Below are 19,368 nucleotides of genomic sequence, written 5' to 3'. Positions count from 1 at the left end.
TCAGGCCTTTTGGGCGTGGAGGGAAGGTCATGCTGAAAGCCACCGATGTGCGGCTGAGCTATGGCGAACAGCAGATTCTCAACGGTGTCAGCCTGGATATTCCTGAAGGTTGTTTCACGGCGTTGATCGGGGCGAACGGGTGCGGCAAGACCACGTTGTTAAATGTGCTTGCGCATATGTTGCGGCCGAGTACGGGCGAGGTGCAGTTGTCGGGGAAGCGGCTGGGGCAGTATTCGCGTCGAACGCTGGCACAACACCTGGCGTTATTGCCGCAGCGCACGACATCGCCAGCCGGTATGAGTGTGCGCGAGCTGGTGATGCAGGGACGTTTCCCCTGGAAGACCTGGTGGCGCCAATGGTCCGAGCAGGATCAACAGGCCATTGACCGGGCCATTGACCTGGCGGGCATCCATCCTTTGCTTGATCGTTCCTTGGCCACCCTGTCGGGGGGGCAATTGCAACGCTGCTGGATTGCAATGACCCTGGCCCAGGATACGCCGGTGATCCTGCTGGATGAGCCAACGACATTTCTCGATATTGCGCATCAGATCACGCTGCTTGAGTTGCTGGTGGATCTTCGTGAGCAAGGCAAAACCATCGTGGCTGTACTTCACGACCTGAACCAGGCCGCGCGTTATGCCGATCACCTGGTGATGATGCGCGAAGGGCGTGTGCTCGCCCAGGGCGCACCTGCCAAGGTGTTCACTCGGGACAATCTCAAAGCGGTGTTCGATCTGGATGCGCACATCATCACCGACCCTTATTCCGGTGATCCGTTATGCGTGCCGCAGACGAGCCGAAGCCAGCCATTGGCTGTGCGGGAGGCGATGTGAGTCAGGGTTTACGGTTGCCGGTCTGGTTGGGCTTGTTGATGGCAATTGCCTTGACCTCGCTGCTTCATCTGGCCGTCGGCGCAAAGGACATACCTTGGCATGAAGCTTGGCAGGCCTTGGTCGCCTATGCGCCGGGCAACCCCGACCAGAGCGTCATCCGTGGCAGCCGCTTACCGCGCTTGCTGGTCGCGATGCTGGTGGGGGCCAGCCTCGGGCTTGCCGGTGCAATCATGCAGGCGGTGGGTGATAACCCGTTGGCCGATCCGGGCATTCTCGGCATCAACAGCGGTGCTGCGTTATTCGTCGTGTTCGGCTTGCTGGTGCTGCCGGGCAACGATATGTCGATGATTCCATTGTTTGCATTTGCGGGGGCGTTGGTGGCCTCCGTCGGCGTCCTGCTGTTGGCGGGGCGGGGGCACAATCCGATTCGGCTGACACTGTCCGGAGCGATGATCGCGGCACTGTTCAGCGCCATTACCTCGATTTTGCTGCTGCTCGATCAACAGGGGCTCGACAGTCTGCGGCGCTGGCTTACTGGCTCCATCGGTGTGACCGGGGGCTCGATGCAGGCTTGGGTCTGGCCTTATGTCTTGCTCGGCATGTGCCTGTGCCTGGTGAACGTCCGTGCATTGAATGCTCATCGTCTTGGCCCGCAGGCTGCGGCCGGCATGGGTGTCAATCTGTTGAAAATGCGCGTGCTGGGCTTGGCGTCGGTGGTGCTGTTGTCCGGGGGGGCAGTGGCTTTGGCGGGGCCTATTGGCTTTGTCGGTCTGGTGGTGCCTCATGCGGCGCGACTGTTGTTCGGCGATGATTATCGTCGACTGTTGCTGGCTGCCCCGTTGCTGGGAGCGTTGCTGCTGATTCTGGCGGATATCGCGGCAAGAACCGTGGTGCGTCCGTTCGAGCTCAATACCGGTATCGTGACGGCGCTTATCGGCGGCCCTATTTTTGTCGTGCTGGTATTGAGGAAGGTCAGATGATGCGAGCGGGATTGACCTTGCCCCGGGCGTATCCGTTGTTGCCTTGGATTGCGCGACCGATCGACTTGATTTCAGTGTTGTTGCTGATGGTTGCCGTTGTTGCATTGGCGCTGTACGCATTGACCGTCGGCAGCTACCCACTGAGTGCCGCCCAGGTCTGGCAAGCCTTGCTGGCGCCTGAGCAAGTCAATTCGACAATGCGCAACCTGCTCTGGGAACTACGGCTGCCGCGTGTCTTGCTGGCGGTCCTGGCCGGTGCGGCCATGTCCCTTGCCGGTCTGTTGATGCAGTCGTTGACGCGTAACCCGCTGGCGGCGCCGGGCCTGGTGGGCGTGGAATCAGGCGCCAGTGTCACCATGTTGTTGATTATCGTGCTCTGGCCGGCGCTTTTACCTCTGGAATTCTATCCATTGGCGGCACTGGCCGGAGGGCTGGCGGTGGCGTTCTTCGTTGCGCTGCTGTCCTGGCGCCAGGGCATCTCGCCGTTGCGCTTGATCCTCGTCGGTGTCGGTCTCACCGCGATGCTCAGCGCGGTGGCCGACCTGCTCATCACTTACGGCAATATCGATCAGGTGGAGTCGGCCCTGATGTGGCTTGGCGGCAGTTTGCACCGTGCCAGTTGGCCGCAGGTTCATAGCCTCGGTCTCTGGCTATTGGTGGCTGGGCTGCCGTTGCTGTTCTGTCATCGCCAGTTGAATCTGTTGCAGTTGGGTGAAAAAGTCGCACTCAGTCGAGGGCTGAATGTCACGTGGATCATGGTTTCGTTGTTGCTGTGCAGCGTCATGTTGACGGCGGCTGCAGTGGCGAACGTGGGCACCATGACGTTTGTCGGGCTGGTGGCGCCTCATCTGGCGCGACAGATGGCGGGTGACCGTCATGGCGCCTTGATCCCCTTGTCGGCCTTGGTCGGTGCGTTGTTGGTGCTGGCCGGTGACACGCTGGGTCGGGGGCTTTTGCCGCCCCTGCAGTTGCCCGCAGGGCTGGTTGTCGCAATCATCGGCGCGCCGTATCTGATTGTTTTGCTGGCGCGTCAACGCAGTCGCTGAAAACACGGCGACGCTCATTGGAAATGTGTGGAGGTAAACGCGTGCGGGACCGGGTTAAAGGTTTTTTCCGAGGTGTGCTTGGCATGCTATGTGTGCCGTTGGCATTGGTGGCTGTACCGGCTGGCGCCGCTGAAACCAAAGTGTTCGAGAACAGTTTTGGCCGAGTCGAGGTTCCCGTGGCGCCGCATTGCATTGTGTCGTTGCATGACTTCAGCCTGACGGCCCAGTTGCTGGAGTTGGGGGTCAAACCCTGTGGTTCGACGGGGCGCAAAAAGCTGTTCTCGGACGTGTTGTTCCGCGGGACGCAGGAGCGGTTCGATGTGACGGGCATTCAGTATATCGGCTCGCACCAGGCGCCCGATCTGGAAGCCATTGCCGCCTTGAAGCCTGACTTGATCGTGGGTTTGTCCTATCACGCCGACCTCAAGGACAAGCTCAGCAAAATCGCCCCGGTCGTGCTGCTGCCCGCTCGGGAAAGCGACATCAAGACTTACGCCAAGCAACTCGCCGACCTGGTCGGCAAGCCGCAGCGCTATGCGGAAATGCTCAACGAATATCAATGGGTCGTCAGCGAGTTCAAGAAGCGCGTGAAAGACCCTTCGCGCATTACCGTCACCACGCTGGAAGTCTACAGCGATGGCTTTCAACTGATCGGTCGCGGCGGCATGGACGACGTCATCGGCGATTTTGGCCTGGGGCGTGTCGCCGCCTACCGCGAGGCGCGGCAAAACGTGCCTTACAGCCTGGAGCGCATCGGCGACTTCGACAGCGATTTCATTATTGACACGTATGAAGAGCTGCTCGACTCGGAAGCCAGCACAGCGGCGTTTCGTCAGTCCCCACAGTGGCAGAATCTGTTTGCAGTGAAGAATCGCCAGTTCCTGTACCTCAATCGCAGCCGCTATGCCGATACGATGCAGGGCCTGGTGGGTTCTGCCTATCTGCTGATGTCGCATATCGCCGAGCGCGAGAGCGTGCTGCAGGCCAAGTAAAACGTAGCATCTGCGATACAATCATCATTAATGACAATGATTCTCTATTGCAGGTGTTACTCGTTTGTATTAGTTTATGCTCTCGAAAAATACGCTGATCGCAATGGCGGGGGGCTTAAATGGAAAGCGGTTTGATGCGTGCACAGGTTCAATTCATGGATGTTGTACCGGGTAGCGAGCAGACCCTGCCGTTCATACTCCAGGCCCCGCTTGCCGGGGATGCCTGGCAAGCCAGCCGGGCGCAGATCCAGCAGGTCGTAGAAACTGAGTTGCCGCGTGCGGGTGGCATTTTGTTTCGCGGTTTTGCGTTCAAGGGAGAGGCGGACTTCGAGGAATTTGCTCGTAGCTTCGGCCATGAACTGCTGACCTACGACTACGCTTCCACCCCGCGCACCAAGCTCAACAACCGGGTATACACCTCCACCGAGTACCCGGCCCATCAGGTTATCCCGCTGCACAATGAACAGTCCTATTCGCTGAATTGGCCGATGAAAATCTGGTTTCACTGTATGCAGGCCTCGCAGGTCGGCGGTGAAACACCTATTGCCGACAGTCGCCTCGTTTACCAGCAACTCGATCCTGCTATCCGTCAGCGCTTTGCCGAGAAGCGCCTGATGTACGTGCGCAATTACGGCAATGGCCTGGACTTGCCCTGGCAACAGGCCTTTAGCACCGAAGACCGCTCCCAGGTCGAGCGTTTCTGTCGCGCCAGCAACATCGCGTTCCAGTGGACGGACGATGGCGAGCTTTCCACTCGCCAGGTCTGCCAGGCCGTTGCCCAGCATCCGGTGACAGGGGAGTGGGTGTGGTTCAACCAGGCTCATCTGTTCCATATCTCCAACCTGGCAGCGTCGGTGCGCGAGACATTGATCTCCATCGTCGGGGAGCAGGGCGTGCCGCGTAACGTGTTCTATGGCGACGGCTCGCCGATTGAACTAGAGGCGCTGGAGCACATCCGCGAGGTCCTGCAACGCTGTCAGGTGAGCTTCCCCTGGCAGGCGGGTGATGTGTTGATGCTCGACAACATGCTGGTGGCTCACGGTCGTTCGACCTTCCAGGGATCGCGCAAGGTCGTGGTCGCCATGGCAGAGCCAGCCTCGGCAAGCTGATCGCCCCCACTTTCAGAAAGCCGTCGCACTGGGCGGCCTATTTCGAACAAGTACATTCAAGGACATCAAATGCTCGATCGCCTGATGCATCGCTGCTGGCTGCGTGGAATTCGCCTATCGATAGCCCAAGGTCAATTGATCGTTACGCACGGATCGCCGGGTGCGCTGGATGATGAGCTCAATGCCGAGCTCCATGCACGCGACGCCGAAGTTCTGCAGTGGCTGCAACTGCATCCCGATTATTTTGCTGCCCGGCCCCTGACGGATAACGAGCAGGCGCTCTGGTTCCTTCAGCGTCTGGAGCCTGACAGCTGCGCCTATAACATTGCCTATGCCGGACGGATCAAGCCGCAGTTCGTTACCCAAGACTTGCCTCAACGCCTGCAGGACGCCTGGGTGACGGTTCAGCAACGCTATCCGATGTTGTGCACGGCCTATGCCGAGCGCAACGGCGAGTTGTTGCAGTGGAGCCACCGCGAGCGGGTCCAGCCGTTGCAGTGTGTGGCCATGCAAGACGTGGGCGCAGAGACGTTGCAGCAACGTATCACTGAATCGGCCGATCTTCCCTTCAAGCTGGAAGAGGGTGACGTCAGTCGGGTCGTCCTTTTGAGCAACGCACGCGACGGCCATGTCGAGCACACCGTGCTATTGGTGATTCATCACATCGCGGCGGATCTGGCCACGTTCTACATTGTGCTCAATGAGCTGTTCGCGTTGATCAACGATCAACCGCTGTCCGCCGTGAATCCCGACGCCTATCGCAACTACTGCAGTGATCTGCATATCCGCAGTGAAGCGGCCGAGCCCGTGGAACTGGCCTGGTGGCAGGCCCAACTGGCCGAAGCCCCGACGCTGGAGTTGCCGACGGATTTTCCCTACGGCAGCAATCAGGCATTCAAAGGTGGGGAGTTGTCGGTGCGCTTCGATCCGGCCACCACGGCACGGTTTCGCACCGTAGCCCGAGAGGTGGGAGTGACGCCGTATGTGCTGTGGTTCTCACTGTTCCAGCAATTTCTCGGCGTACTGTCAGGCCAAGACGATTTCGTCCTGGGAACGCCCAGCGGTTGGCGCTTGCGACGCGAGCACGTCAATCTGCCGGGCTACCTGGTCAATCCGCTGCCGATTCGCTGCCGTCTGCGTCGGGATCTGTCCAGCGGCGACTGGGCCAGGCAGGTAGATGCCACCGTCAAGCAAGCCCTGCAGCACCGCCACTACCCATTCTCGCGCCTGGTCAAACAGTTGGATCTGCCGCGCCAGGTGGGCAGGGCGCCGCTGTTCCAGCATATGTTCACGCTGAACAAGGAACGCATCGCGCCTTTCGAGCAGTACGTCGACCGCTTGCTGTCGGAGCAGCGAGGCGCGGCCCACGAACTGAACATGGTGATCATCGACGAAGAGGAGGGGTTCCTCTGCCGCTGGCGTTACAGCAAGGCGTTGTACCGCCATGAAACGATTGAGCGCTATCGGGATCAGTTCGTCGCCTTGGCACTCGCGGCGATCGAACAGCCCAAAAGGCCGTTTGCCGAGCTCGAGTGGTTGGTGCCCGAGCAGCAGTCATTCCTGGGCGGGGAGGATGCGTCGGTCGCCGTCAGCAACGCCTGGCAGGCGTTCACTGGGCAGTGTGAGCGCAAGCCCCAGTCGATTGCTCTTCAGGATGAGCAGGGTACGCTCAGCTATGCCGAGCTGGGACGTGCTGTGGTCGCCCGCGGCGAACGCTTGCAGGAGGCTTTGAGCCTGGCCGGTGAACGCATTGCCTTGTGCCTGCCGCGCAGTCGTGAGTTGGTGATGCATATGCTCGCAACCTGGCAGTGTGGCGCGACCTACCTGGCCCTCGATCCGCAGTGGCCGCCGTCGCGTTTGCAGGCTATCTGTCAGGATGCAATGCCCAAGGTGTGGATCAGTGAGGGCGCGCGACCCGAGTGGTTGCCTGAGCAGGTTCGGTGGTTGGCGTTGCCGTCTGCGCACGTGTCCAGTGAGGCACCTTTGCGAGCGGCCCTGGCGGCCGATCTTGCGGCCTACGTGGTGTACACCTCGGGCTCCAGTGGCCGGCCAAAGGGCGTGAAGGTCAGCCAGGGCAACCTGATTCATTACGTCACCGGCTGCCTTGAACGCCTGAATCTGCCGGCCGATGCGAGTCTGGCGAGTCTGGCCAGTTGTGCGACCGACCTGGGTCACACAGCCTTGTTCGGCGCGCTGCTGAGCGGCCGCTGTCTGCGCCTGCTGGCCGAGGCGCTGGCCTTCGACGCCGAGGAACTGGCTGCCGTGCTTGAACACCAGCCCGTCGACCTGTTGAAAATCGTGCCGTCGCACCTCAACGCCTTGTTGATCGCCAAAGACCCGCAACGGCTGTTGCCGCGTCGATGCCTGGTGGTGGGCGGCGAGGCCCTGAGCCACGAGTTGGTGACACGCTTGCGTGCCTTGAGCGCGGATTTGCGCATCGTCAACCACTATGGCCCCAGCGAAACCACCGTCGGGGTGTTGACCCATGAGGTCGATGCCAGCGGTGCCGCACCGTTGGGGCGGCCACTGGCCAATGTCCAGGTCAGCGTGCGCTCGTCTGATGGCGCTCTGTTGCCGATCGGCGTCAGCGGTGAACTGTACGTTCAAGGGGCGACCGTCGCGCAGGGGTATCTCAGTGCCACCGATGCCGATCACGCACGCTTTGGTGAGCACGGTTATCGCACGGGTGACCGCGTGCGACTCAATTACCAGGGGCAGGTGGAGTTTCTCGGTCGCCTCGATGAGCAGGTCAAGATCAGGGGCTACCGGGTGGAGCCGGCGGAAGTCGCGGCACAGTTACGCGCCATGCCTCATGTCAGCGATGTCAGGGTGCTCAATAGCCCCACGCCGTTGTCGGGCAATCGACTGGTAGCCTTCCTGGTCGCGCCGTCGGCCGCACTGGCCGAAATCCAGACGGCGCTGCAAGGGCAATTGCCGGACTACATGCAACCGACTCAGTGGTATTGTCTCGACGGCTTCGCCTTGCTGCCCAACGGCAAAGTGGATCGTCAGGCATTGTTGCGCCTGGCTGAGCAAACGACGGCGCCGCTGCAGGGGGCAGAGCCGTTGGGCGATCAGCCCTTGAGTACCGTGGAAACCGCGTTGCTGGACATCTGGCGAGCGATGCTCGGCAACCCCGAGGTGGGGCCTGATGACAACTTCTTTGCCTTGGGTGGCGACTCCATTCTTGGCCTGCAAATCATTGCCCTGGCACGCCAGCAACAGATTCTGATGACACCCAAGCAGTTGTTTGCCGAGCAAAGCGTGCGAGCCTTGGCCCGGGTGGTGCAGACACCACAGCGGACCCTCGAACAACGCCTTCTCGAAATCGCCCGGGAAATTCTCAATAACCCGGATCTGCGGGTAGACGACAATTTCTTCTCGGTCGGCGGCGACTCGATTCTGAGTTTGCAGATCATCGCCCGGGCCAAGCAACAGGGCCTGCAGCTCAAGCCCAAGCAGATCTTCGAATATCCCACCGTGCGCGGCTGGGCCGAGCAGGTGGTGGACCTTGGCGCAATGACTGCGCTGCCCGTCAGCGACGGGCCAGAGCTCACCACGGCTTTCGCCTTGACGCCGATCCAGGATTGGTTCTTTGCCCAGCAGCAAAACCTGGCCGAACACTGGAACCAGTCGCTGTTGCTGGCTTTGGACGAGCCACTGGATCAGGAGCGGTTTACCCAGGCCCTGGGCGCGTTGCTTGAGCGCCACGCCAGCTTGCGCCTGACCTTTGAAGCATCGGCGCAGGGCTGGCAACAACGCTATCAGCGCTTTTCCCAGGAACAGGTCAAAGCGCTGTTCCAGGTTGTGGAAGAACCCTTGAGCGAAGCCCTGCTGCAACGCTCGCAGCAGGGTTGGAACCTGGCCCAGGCCCCTTTGATCCGCTGGGTGTACTTCCCCCACAGCCGGGAATTGCTTTGCACGGCCCATCACCTGTTGGTCGATGCGGTGTCGTGGCAGGTGCTGCTGCAAGAGTTGGAAGGCCTGTACCTGCACCCGGACGTGGTTCTGCCCGCCGTCACGGCAGGTTTCCATGTGTGGAGCGAAGCTTTGCAGCGCCACCGCGGTGAGCCTGATGTAGTGGCGCAGGTGGATTTCTGGCACGAGCAGCTGGCCGCCGAGGGCGTCGTACCTGAACAGGTCAGCTTGTACGGTGAGAGCCGGACGCTGGACACGCAATTGTCGGTTGAGCAGACGCAGTTGTTACTGGGCGATTGTCATGGGGCGTACGGCACCCAGGTCCAGGATCTGTTGGTGGCCGCGCTGGCCGGGACCATCGGCCAGTGGCAGGGGCGGGAGCGCGTCACCCTTGAATTGGAAAGCCACGGTCGCAGCGGTTGGGAGCAGAGCCCCGATCTGTCCCGCTCGATTGGTTGGCATACCAGCCGCTATCCGCTGGCCGTCGACACTTCATGGGATTGCGAACACTCGATCATCGCCGCCAAGGAAGCCCTGCGCCGCGTACCTGAACAAGGCATGGGTTACGGACTGCTGCGCCTCGACCCGGCCCATGGCCTGGGGGCGGCCTCGCTGCTGACCTTCAACTACCTGGGGCGGGTCGACCAATGGCTCGATGCGTCCAGCCTTTGGCGATTGGCTCGGCCGATCTGCCCAGGCATGCGCGCCGACAGCACCCGCCGCACGCACTTGCTGGATGTCACCGCGCTGGTGAACGAAGGTCGGCTGCATATCGAATGGCGTTATGCCCCGCAGGTCCACGAGCCAGCGTTGGTCCGCGAGTTGGCGCAGCAGTTCCAGCAGCGCATTGCGGCCTTGCTGGAGCACTGCCTGGCCCCCACGGCCGGTCGCGCCACGGCTTCGGACTTCGCCGACTCCGGCTTGTCCGACGATGAATTCCTGGGGCTGCTCGAACAACTCGAGCAGTGACATCTATTGCGCCCCCCCTACATTACAGGTTCGGATACCGTCAGCATGAACGACAAGGTCAAAGCACTTTCGCGCAATATCGAAGCGATTTACCCGCTGGCTCCCATGCAGCAGGGGCTGCTGTTTCATAGCCTGCTGCACCCGGGCAAGGGTATGTACCTGCTGCAATACCGTCATGTCATGGTCATGCCCAATCTCGATCTGGCCGCTTTTCGTCAGGCCTGGGCGCAGGTGGTGGAGCGCCATGAATTGCTGCGCACCTCCTTTGTCTGGAAGCAGCAGAAACGACCGATGCAGGTCGTGCACAAGCAGGTCGAATTGCCGATCACCTATGAGGACTGGTCGCATCTAAGCGAAGGTGAGCAGCAGGATCGCCTGGAGCAATTGCTCAGCGAGGAACGCGCCCAGGGACTGGATTTTACCAAGGCGCCCCTGATGCGGGTCAGGCTGTACAAGCTGGCACCCGACACCTACCAGTTCGTGCGCAGCTATCACCACATCCTGATGGATGCCTGGTGCTTCTCGATCATCATGATGGACTTCCTCAACGGCTACCGCGCCGCCCAGGAAGGTCGCCGCCTGAATTTGCCGGCGCCGCGTCCGTACCGTGATTTCATTCGCTGGCTGGAAACGCAGAAACCGGAAGATCATCAGGCGTTCTGGCAACAACGCCTGGCCGGCTTTGACACGCCCAATGAATTTGGCTTCGGCCATGTTGGCCGTATTCAGGACGCCGCCGAGCCCGTTGAAGACTGCGTCGAACTTCTGGATGTCCAGCAGACCCAGGCCTTGCAAAGCGCGGCGGCCCAACACGGCATCACCCTCAATACGCTGGTGCAGGGGGCCTGGGCTTTGCTGCTGGCGCGTTACAGCGGTGATCGCGACCTGGTGTTCGGTATCACTGTCGCCGGTCGCCCGGTGCACCTGCAAGGCATGGAAAACATCGTTGGTCTGTTCATCAACAGTTTGCCGCTGCGCTGGCGTTGGCGCCCGGATGACGCGCTGCGCCCATGGCTGAAGGCCTTGCAGACCGAGAACCTGAGCCTGCGCGAGCACGAGAGTGTGTCCCTGGCCGAGATCCAGCGCTGGAGCGAAGTACAGCGTCAGGATTTGTTCCAGAGCCTGTTTGTCTTCGAGAACGCACCCATTGCCGCCGACTTGCGCCAGGGGCAACTGGACTACCTGATCAGCGACATGGCCAACCGCACCCATACGAACTATCCCATCACGGTGGTGATCGTTCCGGGTGAGCGTCTGCATTTGCAACTGACCTACCAGACCGACTGGTTCCTGCGCGAAGAAGTCGAGCAGATGCTGCGCCACTTCCGCACCTTGTTGCTGAACATCGGTGATGCCCTGCACACGAACGCCGAGACCCCTTTGCACCACTTGGCGATGCTCGATGAGCGTGAGATTGCCCACCAGCATCAGGTTTGGGCCGGGGGTGGTCTGGCGGCCGATGAACAACTGCTGCAACCGCTGTACATCGAGCGGTTTGAGCAACAGGTTCGCCAGACGCCCGAGCGCATTGCCATGGTTCACGGCGAGCAAAGCCTGACCTTCGACCAGTTGAACCGCGCCGCCAACCGTCTGGCCCGACACTTGCGGGCGCAGGGGGTCAAGTCCGACGATTTGGTCGCGGTGTTCGACGAGCGAGGCCTGGACCTGGTGGTGATGATTGTCGCCACCCTCAAGGCCGGCGCCGGTTGGCTGCCGCTCGACCCCCGCAACCCGCCTCAGCGGCTGGCGCAGGTCCTGCGCCAGAGTCGCACGCCACTGCTGATTCACAGTGCAGGGCAGGGCGAGCTGGCGATGGAGGCTTTGGACTACCTCGAGCAGCGTCCCCAATCGGTGCTCTACGATCCGGCGGTGTTGGGCAGCTACAGCGATGACGAGTTGAACATCCCCGTTCACGACCGCTCGTTGGCCTATTGCATCTTCACTTCCGGTTCCACCGGCACCCCAAAAGGGGCCATGGTGGCGCATGCGGGCATGCTCAATAACATCCTCGGCAAACTGCCGGGGCTGGGGCTCGATGCGACCGACGTGATCGCCCAGACCGCGCCGCAGTGCTTCGACATTTCCGTCTGGCAAACCCTCGCCGGCCTGGTGCTGGGGGCGCGCACCGTGATCCTCGGCGATTGCGTCGTGCAGGATCCTGAGGCGCTGGCTTCAGCCATTGAACGGCACGGCATCAGTATCCTTGAGGCCGTGCCGTCGTTGATGCAGAGCCTGCTCGATGCGGGGCTCGAGCGTTCGTCCCTGCGCTGGGTGCTGGCCACCGGCGAGGCGTTGCCGCCGGCGTTGGCGCGTCGCTGGTTCGAGCGTTATCCCGCCATCCCGTTGATGAACGCCTATGGGCCGGCCGAATGCTCCGATGACGTGGCTTTTCATCCGTTGCTCGAACGTTTGCCTGAGCAGCGCACCAATGTGCCGATCGGTCGCGCCACATTGAACAATCGTTTGTACCTGCTCAATGCCGACCTGCAGCCGATACCGGCCGGAGCGGTCGGGGAAATCTTCGTTGCCGGGGTGGGCGTCGGGCGCGGCTATATGGCCGATCCGGCGCGCACGGCGGCGGTGTTCCTGCCGGACCCGATTGCCAACGACGGTTCCCGTCTCTATCGCACTGGCGACCTGGCGCGCTTCCTGCCCAATGGTGATCTTGAATACGTCGGCCGTACCGACCACCAAGTCAAGATCCGCGGGCACCGTATTGAACTGGACGAGATCGAAGCCTGCCTGACCCGTTACCCCGGCGTACGGGAAGCCGTGGTGGTGGCTCGTGATGACCAGCAACGTTCCAAGGTCCTGGTGGCTTATGTGGTGGCGGATGCACAGGCAAGCATCGAGGCCCTGCGCGAGCATGTTCTGGGTAACCTGCCGCCGTACATGACCCCGGGCGCTTTTGTGTTTCTGGAGCGCTTTCCACTCAATGGCAATGGCAAGATCGACCGCAAGTCCTTGCCCGCGCCGGATTTCGCCGCGCAAAGTCAGGCCCGCTATGTCGCGCCCAGCAGCGAGCTGCAAGGCCAACTGGTCGAGGCTTGGCAAAGCGTGCTGGGGCTCGGTCAGGTCGGGGTCGAGGACAATTTCTTCGAGCTTGGCGGTCACTCGCTGCTGGCCACTCAACTGATTGGCCTGATCGGCAAGCTCAGTGGCAAGGATTTGCCTCTGCGCGTGGTGTTCGAGCGCCCGACCATCGCCGCCATGGCCGATTGGCTGGAAAGCCGGGCCGGCACGGTCAAGTCGTCGCCAACGCTGTTGCCGCGCCCTGAAAAGCTGCCGCTTTCGTTTGCCCAGCAGCGCCTGTGGTTTCTGCAGCAACTGGATCCCCAAAGTCCCGCCTATAACCTGGCCGGTGCCGTGCGCTTGACCGGCGAGTTGCATATCGCCGAGCTACGTGCGGCCCTGCAGGCTGTGGTCGATCAGCACGAAGTGCTGCGCACCGGGTTCATAGGCGAGGCTCAAGGGCCGAGCCAGGTGATCCTGGCCCGCACCGAGCTTGAGATGCCTTTGATCGAGGTGCAGAGCGAAGAGGCGCTGCACGATTTGCTGCGTCAGGATGCAATGACGCCGTTCTCCCTGGAAACGGCTCCGTTACTGCGTGCAAGACTCTATCGCCTGGCGCCGGATGCATTTGTCCTGTCGTTGAACTGCCATCACATCGTTGCCGATGGCTGGTCCCTGCAATTGATCATCGACGGTGTGTGCAAGCAGTACCGCAACTTGCGGCAAGGCCTGGTGACGGAGCAGTCAGCCTCGTCGATGCAATACGCCGACTATGCGCTCTGGCAACGCCAATGGATGACCAGCAAGGCCTGTGAGCAGGAACTGGCCTATTGGCGCGAGCAGTTGGCCGGCGAGTTGCCGGTGCTGGAGCTGGCGGCCGATTTTCCTCGTCCTGCCCAGGCCACCCAGGCGGGCGGTCGTGTTGAGCGGCGCTTGCCCGAGGCCCTGACGACACGCTTGCGCGCGTTCAGTGCTGGTCACGGCTGGAGCAATTTCATCCCGATGCTGACCGCGTTTCAGCTGCTGTTGCGCAGCCGCAGCGGCGCGGACGACATCCTGGTCGGGGTTCCCGTTGCCAATCGGCACCATGGAGTCCTGCAGCCCCTGGTCGGTTGCTTCGTCAACACATTGGTGTATCGCAAAAAACTGTCGGGCGAGCGCAGTCTGCTGCAACTGATGACCGAGTTGCAGGCGTTGTCGGTGTCGGTTCAGTCCCATCAGGACTTGCCCTTCGATTACCTGATCGAACAGCTCGGTGTGGTCCGCCAGGTAAGTTACAACCCCCTGTTCCAGGCCATGTTCAACTACTTTCCGGGCAACGCCCTGGAGCGTTTCGAGCTGACCGATGTGATCGCCGAGCCGTTGGACAATCGTCCGGACAGCGCCATGTGTGACCTGCACCTGGACGTGCGTGACAGCGAGCATGGCATCAGCCTGAGCCTTCAATACAGCAGCGATCTGTTCCGCGAACAGACCGTGCAAGCGATGGCCGAGCAATATCTGGCATTGCTTGATGCGTTGCTCGAGCAGCCAGGGCAGGCCTTGGGGGAGCTGGCATGGCAACCTGCCGAACGTGGCCTTGCCCGAATCGAGGGGCACGGCGTGGCCGGTCATCAGGACATCCTCCAGGCCTTTGCTCATCAAGTTGCCCGCCAACCCGACGCGGTCGCCGTACTGGCCGGCAATGAGCGCCTGAGCTATGGCGAACTGGATCAGGCCGCCGAACGACTGGCGGCGGCTTTGCAGGCCCATGGCGTTGGCATCGAAGATCGAGTGGCCTTGAGCCTGCCTCGTGATGCCCGCCTGCCCATGGCGATGTTGGCGATCCTCAAGGCCGGCGCTGCCTATGTGCCGTTGGCCGAGGACACGCCACCGGAGCGTGGCCGTTACATTCTTGAGGCGGCGCAACCCAAGCTGTGCCTGGGAACGGTCGCGAGTCTGGCGGTGTTGGCGCAGTGGAACAGTGGCGTGCCGTTGCTGGATATCGATGCGATGAGCGCTGCCGACCGCTACAAAGCTCCGGTATTGGTGGCGGAGCAGCTCGCTTACGTGTTGTACACCTCCGGTTCCACCGGCCAACCCAAAGGCGTGGCCATCAGCCGCGGCAACCTGATGAACCTGATGCTGGCCGTGGACCAGGTCTTGCCAATGACGGCCCGGGATCGGGTGCTGGCATTGACCACCGCGACATTTGATATTGCCATTGTCGAATTGCTGCTGCCTCTGGCGCATGGCGCCAGCATCCTGTTGGCTGATCGCGAGCAGGCGCGTGATCCCCAAGCGATCGATCAGCTATTGATGACAGGACAACCGACGGTCATGCAGGCCACTCCGGCGACCTGGCGGATGCTGGTGGCGCACACCTCGCGCAGTTGGCAAGGCGTGCGTGCCGTTTCCGGTGGAGAGGCCTTGCCCTGTGCACTGGCCGAGGCCATCGAGGGCAGGGGCGCCCGGGTGATCAACGGTTACGGGCCGACAGAAGCGACGGTCTACAGCACGTTTGAAGTGCGCAACGGCGGTGAGGCTGGTGTTGAGGTGCCAATCGGACAACCGGTGGCCAATACCGCCGCGTATGTCCTGGATGCTGATCTGCAGCCAGTGCCCGCAGGTGTACCCGGTGAACTGTATCTGGCCGGGGCGAACCTTGGTCGGGGTTACTTCGCGGCGGCGCGACTGACCGCGGCGGCGTTCCTGCCGGATCCTTTCATGCCTGGCGCGCGCATGTATCGCACCGGTGATCGGGTTCGACGCAACAACAGTGGCGGCCTGGATTACCTGGGGCGCCTGGATTTCCAAGTCAAACTGCGTGGTTTCCGTATCGAACTGGGTGAAATCGAAGCGCTGCTGGCGCGTATTCCCGGGGTTCGCGAAGCGGCTGTCGTGCTGCTGGGCGGCGGTGAAACAGCGAGTCTGGTGGCTTACTACGCAGGCGACGCGCTGGATGAAGCGATGCTGCGTGAGACACTCGGCGCGCAATTGCCGGACTACATGTTGCCGAGCCAGTTCGTTCGCCTGGACACCCTGCCTTTGAGCCCCAGCGGCAAGGTTGACCGCAAGGCATTGCCGGCACCGGTACAGCGTGACCGCCAGAGTGGCGGGCTTTCGGGCGAATGGGAGCAGGCGTTGGCCAAGCTCTGGGAGGAGCTGTTGGGCTGCACCGATGTGGGGGCCGACGACAACTTCTTCGCCTTGGGCGGCCATTCCTTGCTGGCGGCGCGCCTGGTGGCGCGAATGGCCGAACAGCATGGCCGGCGTCTTCCCTTGCGCACGGTGTTCGAGCAGCCGGTCCTGCGGGATCTGGCGGCGCAGCTGGCGGCGACGAGCATCGAGGCCGAAGATGTCCTGCGTCATTTTGAAGAACCCTTGGCACCGCTGCATTTCACCCAGCAGCGGCTGTGGTTCCTCGATCGTTTGCAGGGCGATACCCAGGCCTACCATTTGTCCCTGGCCTTGCGTCTGGAGGGGGCACTGCAACCGTCGTTGCTGGAGCAGGCGCTGACGCAACTGATCAGCCGCCAGCACAGCCTGCGGACGGTGTTCAGCGAAACGCCCGAGGGCGCACGTCAGCAGGTCGAGGCGCTCACGGCGCTGCCGGTGAGCTTCGAGCCACTGGAGATCGACGCGCATTCGCCTTTTTTTGCGCAGAAACTGAGTCAAGAAGCACAGCGTCCCTTTGACCTTTCGGCCCCCCCGCTGTGGCGGGTTCGTGTGTATCAGGGCCAACACCTGAGTGTGCTGCAGGTCACCTTGCACCACATCATCGCCGATGCCCGTTCGCTGGAAATTTTCTTCAATGAGCTGCAACTGATCTATCAGGCCTTGCTGGAGGGGGGCAGTGCTTGCCTGCCGCCACTACCGCTGCAGTTTTCTGACATCGCGGCCAGTTGGCAGAGTCCTTCGGGGCAAGCGCGTATCGAATCGCAGCTTGAATACTGGCGTCGAACCCTGGCAGGGGAGCCGCCAGTGCTGAACCTGCCGACCGACAAGCCACGCCCCGCGCAGCAAGGTTACAACGGCCAGCGCCTGCGCTTCAGCCTGCCGGCAAGGCTGGTCAAGGAACTGCGCGAGACCGCGCAACAGCATGGGCTGACCGCGTTCGCGCCATTGCTGGCCGCCTGGAAAACGCTCCTGGCCAGGCACTCGGGCCAGCGTGAAATCTGGATTGGCCTGCCGGTCGCCCATCGCCACCAGGCCCATACGGATAACCTGATTGGCTACTTCGCGACCACCCAGGTGCTGCGCAGTCACATTGATGCCCAGCAGTCGGTCGAACAGTTCTGGCAGCAATTGCAAGCCACTCACCTGGCTGCGCAGCAGCATGGGGATGTCCCTTTCGAACGGCTGGTGGAGGCGTTGCAGGTGCGCCGCGACCTCAGCCACACACCGCTGTTCCAGGCGTTGTTCAACCTGATCCAGCGCGATGTCGCCGTAAAGGATGAGCACCATTTCGCCGGCTTGCCGGTGCAGCGACTGGATGTGGAAAGTGACAGCGCCCTGGTGGATATCGGCTTGCACATCGAGCAGTACGGTGACGATTGGCAATGTGTGCTGGAGTACAACACCGACCTGTTCCTGGCCCGGACGGCGCAACGTTATGCCGACGAATATCTGTATCTGCTCGAGGGCATGCTGAAAAACTCACAGGCGCGCCTATGGGACATTGACCTGGCCAACGCCGATCATGCCCTGGCCCAGCGGCCATGGAACCAGGCGGCCGAGGCCTTGCACGGCGAAGCGGACCTGATTGCCCGATTCGAGCGTCAAGTGACATTGACACCCCAGGCATTGGCGGTCGATTGCCAGGATCAGCAATTGAGTTATGCCCAGCTCAATGCCCTCAGTAATCGCCTGGCCCATTGGCTGCGTGCACAGGGTGTCGGCACCGATGAGCTGATTGCCGTTTGCTTGAGTCGTGGCCCCTGGTTGCTGCCAACCCTGCTGGCTATTCACAAAGCTGGCGCGGCGTATTTGCCGCTGGATCCGCAACACCCAGCAGATCGCCTGCGCTTCATCATCGAGCACGCGCGGCCGGCCCTGGTGCTCAGCGAAAGTCAGTGTGGCGATGCCTTGAGCGGTGTCGACAACGTCTGGCTCGATCAGTTGTCGCTGGAGGCATGCAGCGCCGACAACCTGGTGCTGGCGGTCAACCCACAGCAACGCGCTTATGTGATCTACACCTCGGGCTCGACCGGTACACCAAAAGGCGTACAGGTCACCCGCGAGAACCTGAGCAACCTGTTGGCCGGTCTCGATCGGCAGTTGCCACTCAGCGCTGCGGATGTCTGGCTGGCCAGTACCACTTACGCGTTCGATATGTGCAAGTCGGAACTGTTCTTGCCGCTGGTCAACGGCGCAGCCATCTTGCTGGCCCGTCGCGAGCAGGTCGTCGATGGTCATCAACTGTTTGCCTTGCTGCGCCGGGCCACGGTGTTCCAGGCGACACCCGCCGGCTGGCAGATACTGCTGGAAACCGGACAGGCCGACTGGCCGCCAGTGCGCGGGCTGATCGGGGGGGAAGCGGTTCCGGGCGAACTGGTGACCGAGCTGCGTAGCCGGGGCGTGGTACTGATCAACGCCTATGGCCCGACCGAAACCACCGTCTGGTCGACCACTCAGGCATTGCAGGAGGTGCCGTCCGGCGTGGCTGATATTGGTTCGCCGCTGCTCAATACCCGCTGCTATGTGCTCGATGAAATGCTGCGTCCGGTGCCGCTGGGCACTACCGCAGAGTTGTATATCGCAGGCGCCGGGGTTACCCGTGGCTATCAGCATGCCGCCGCCGCAACGGCCGCGGTCTATCTGCCTGACCCCTATGCCAGCGAACCTGGCAGCCGCATGTACCGCACTGGCGACCTGGTACGCCGGCGCGGTGACGGTCGGTTGGCGTATGTCGGTCGCAGCGACTTCCAGGTCAAGGTGCGCGGATTCCGCATCGAGCCCGGTGAGATCGAATCGCTGGTGCGTCGTTACCCGGGCGTTGAAGAGGCCGTGGTGATGATCGATCCGCGCAGTCAAAGCCTGTTCGCTTGGCTGCAGGCGACCAGCCCCGTTGATCAAGTGGCCCTGCGGCGGCATCTCGAAGGCCTGTTGCCGGGCTACATGGTCCCGGCCGGTTTTATCGAGGTGCAGCGTTTTGCCCTCAATGCCAACGGCAAGATCGACCGCAAGGCCTTGCCGGCACCGCAGCCCATCGCTGTACAGGGTGTGGCGCCGCGCAACGAACTGGAGCAGCAACTGGCCGACATCTGGCAAAGCCTGCTTGAGGTGCCGCAAGTCGGGGTGTTCAACAGTTTCTTCGAGCTGGGCGGGCATTCGTTGTTGGCGATGCGCCTGATGACCCAGATTGAGAGCCGTTTCGGCATCAGGATCGAGCTGCGCAGCCTGTTCCATAACCCGACGATTGCCGGTCTTGCCGAGCAGATCGAGAAACCCCAAGGGCCTTCGACCGACGAAGCCCTGGACGAAATGCAGCGCCTGTTATCAGAGATGGAAGAGTAAGGATGAGTGCG

General features: G+C 61.8%; 7 protein-coding genes. All 7 read left to right on the top strand.

Annotated elements, in window-relative coordinates; translation table 11 throughout:
• Positions 1-29: 29 nt before the first annotated feature.
• Positions 30-833 (top strand): ABC transporter ATP-binding protein, encoded by an 804-nt coding sequence (locus AD662_RS06580; RefSeq protein ID WP_053186165.1) that lies wholly within the window; start codon positions 30-32, stop codon positions 831-833.
• A complete protein-coding gene (locus AD662_RS06575; protein ID WP_024616506.1) occupies positions 830-1,813 on the top strand; it encodes a FecCD family ABC transporter permease in 984 nt (327 codons plus the stop codon). Before AD662_RS06580 ends, AD662_RS06575 begins: the two co-directional genes overlap by 4 nt.
• A complete protein-coding gene (locus tag AD662_RS06570) occupies positions 1,810-2,859 on the top strand; it encodes a FecCD family ABC transporter permease (protein ID WP_053186161.1) in 1,050 nt (349 codons plus the stop codon). Before AD662_RS06575 ends, AD662_RS06570 begins: the two co-directional genes overlap by 4 nt.
• Before the next feature lie 83 nt (positions 2,860-2,942).
• Positions 2,943-3,851, top strand: coding sequence for an ABC transporter substrate-binding protein (locus tag AD662_RS06565; RefSeq protein WP_053186158.1), 909 nt, complete (start codon positions 2,943-2,945; stop codon positions 3,849-3,851).
• 134 nt (positions 3,852-3,985) lie between these two features.
• Positions 3,986-4,960 (top strand): TauD/TfdA family dioxygenase, encoded by a 975-nt coding sequence (locus tag AD662_RS06560; RefSeq protein WP_053186187.1) that lies wholly within the window; start codon positions 3,986-3,988, stop codon positions 4,958-4,960.
• Between the two features lie 69 nt (positions 4,961-5,029).
• A complete protein-coding gene (locus tag AD662_RS06555; RefSeq protein WP_053186155.1) occupies positions 5,030-9,847 on the top strand; it encodes a non-ribosomal peptide synthetase in 4,818 nt (1,605 codons plus the stop codon).
• A 45-nt stretch (positions 9,848-9,892) separates the two neighbouring features.
• The gene (locus AD662_RS06550; protein ID WP_053186153.1) at positions 9,893-19,357 is read left to right on the top strand and encodes a non-ribosomal peptide synthetase; all 9,465 of its coding nucleotides are present in this window, start codon (positions 9,893-9,895) and stop codon (positions 19,355-19,357) included.
• Positions 19,358-19,368 lie beyond the last annotated feature (11 nt).

The organism is Pseudomonas kilonensis (assembly GCF_001269885.1).
GTDB classification, from domain to species: domain Bacteria; phylum Pseudomonadota; class Gammaproteobacteria; order Pseudomonadales; family Pseudomonadaceae; genus Aquipseudomonas; species Aquipseudomonas kilonensis.
Note: the sequence above shows the minus strand (reverse complement) of the source record. Positions and strands in the feature narration are given on the sequence as shown.

Bases quoted from the DNA above. Each gene is read 5' to 3' on its own strand.
- AD662_RS06580 (WP_053186165.1), top strand. From the start codon at position 30: ATGCTGAAAGCCACCGATGTGCGGCTGAGCTATGGCGAACAGCAGATT.
- AD662_RS06555 (WP_053186155.1), top strand. From the start codon at position 5,030: ATGCTCGATCGCCTGATGCATCGCTGCTGGCTGCGTGGAATTCGCCTA.
- AD662_RS06565 (WP_053186158.1), top strand. From the start codon at position 2,943: ATGCTATGTGTGCCGTTGGCATTGGTGGCTGTACCGGCTGGCGCCGCT.
- AD662_RS06550 (WP_053186153.1), top strand. From the start codon at position 9,893: ATGAACGACAAGGTCAAAGCACTTTCGCGCAATATCGAAGCGATTTAC.
- AD662_RS06560 (WP_053186187.1), top strand. From the start codon at position 3,986: ATGCGTGCACAGGTTCAATTCATGGATGTTGTACCGGGTAGCGAGCAG.
- AD662_RS06570 (WP_053186161.1), top strand. From the start codon at position 1,810: ATGATGCGAGCGGGATTGACCTTGCCCCGGGCGTATCCGTTGTTGCCT.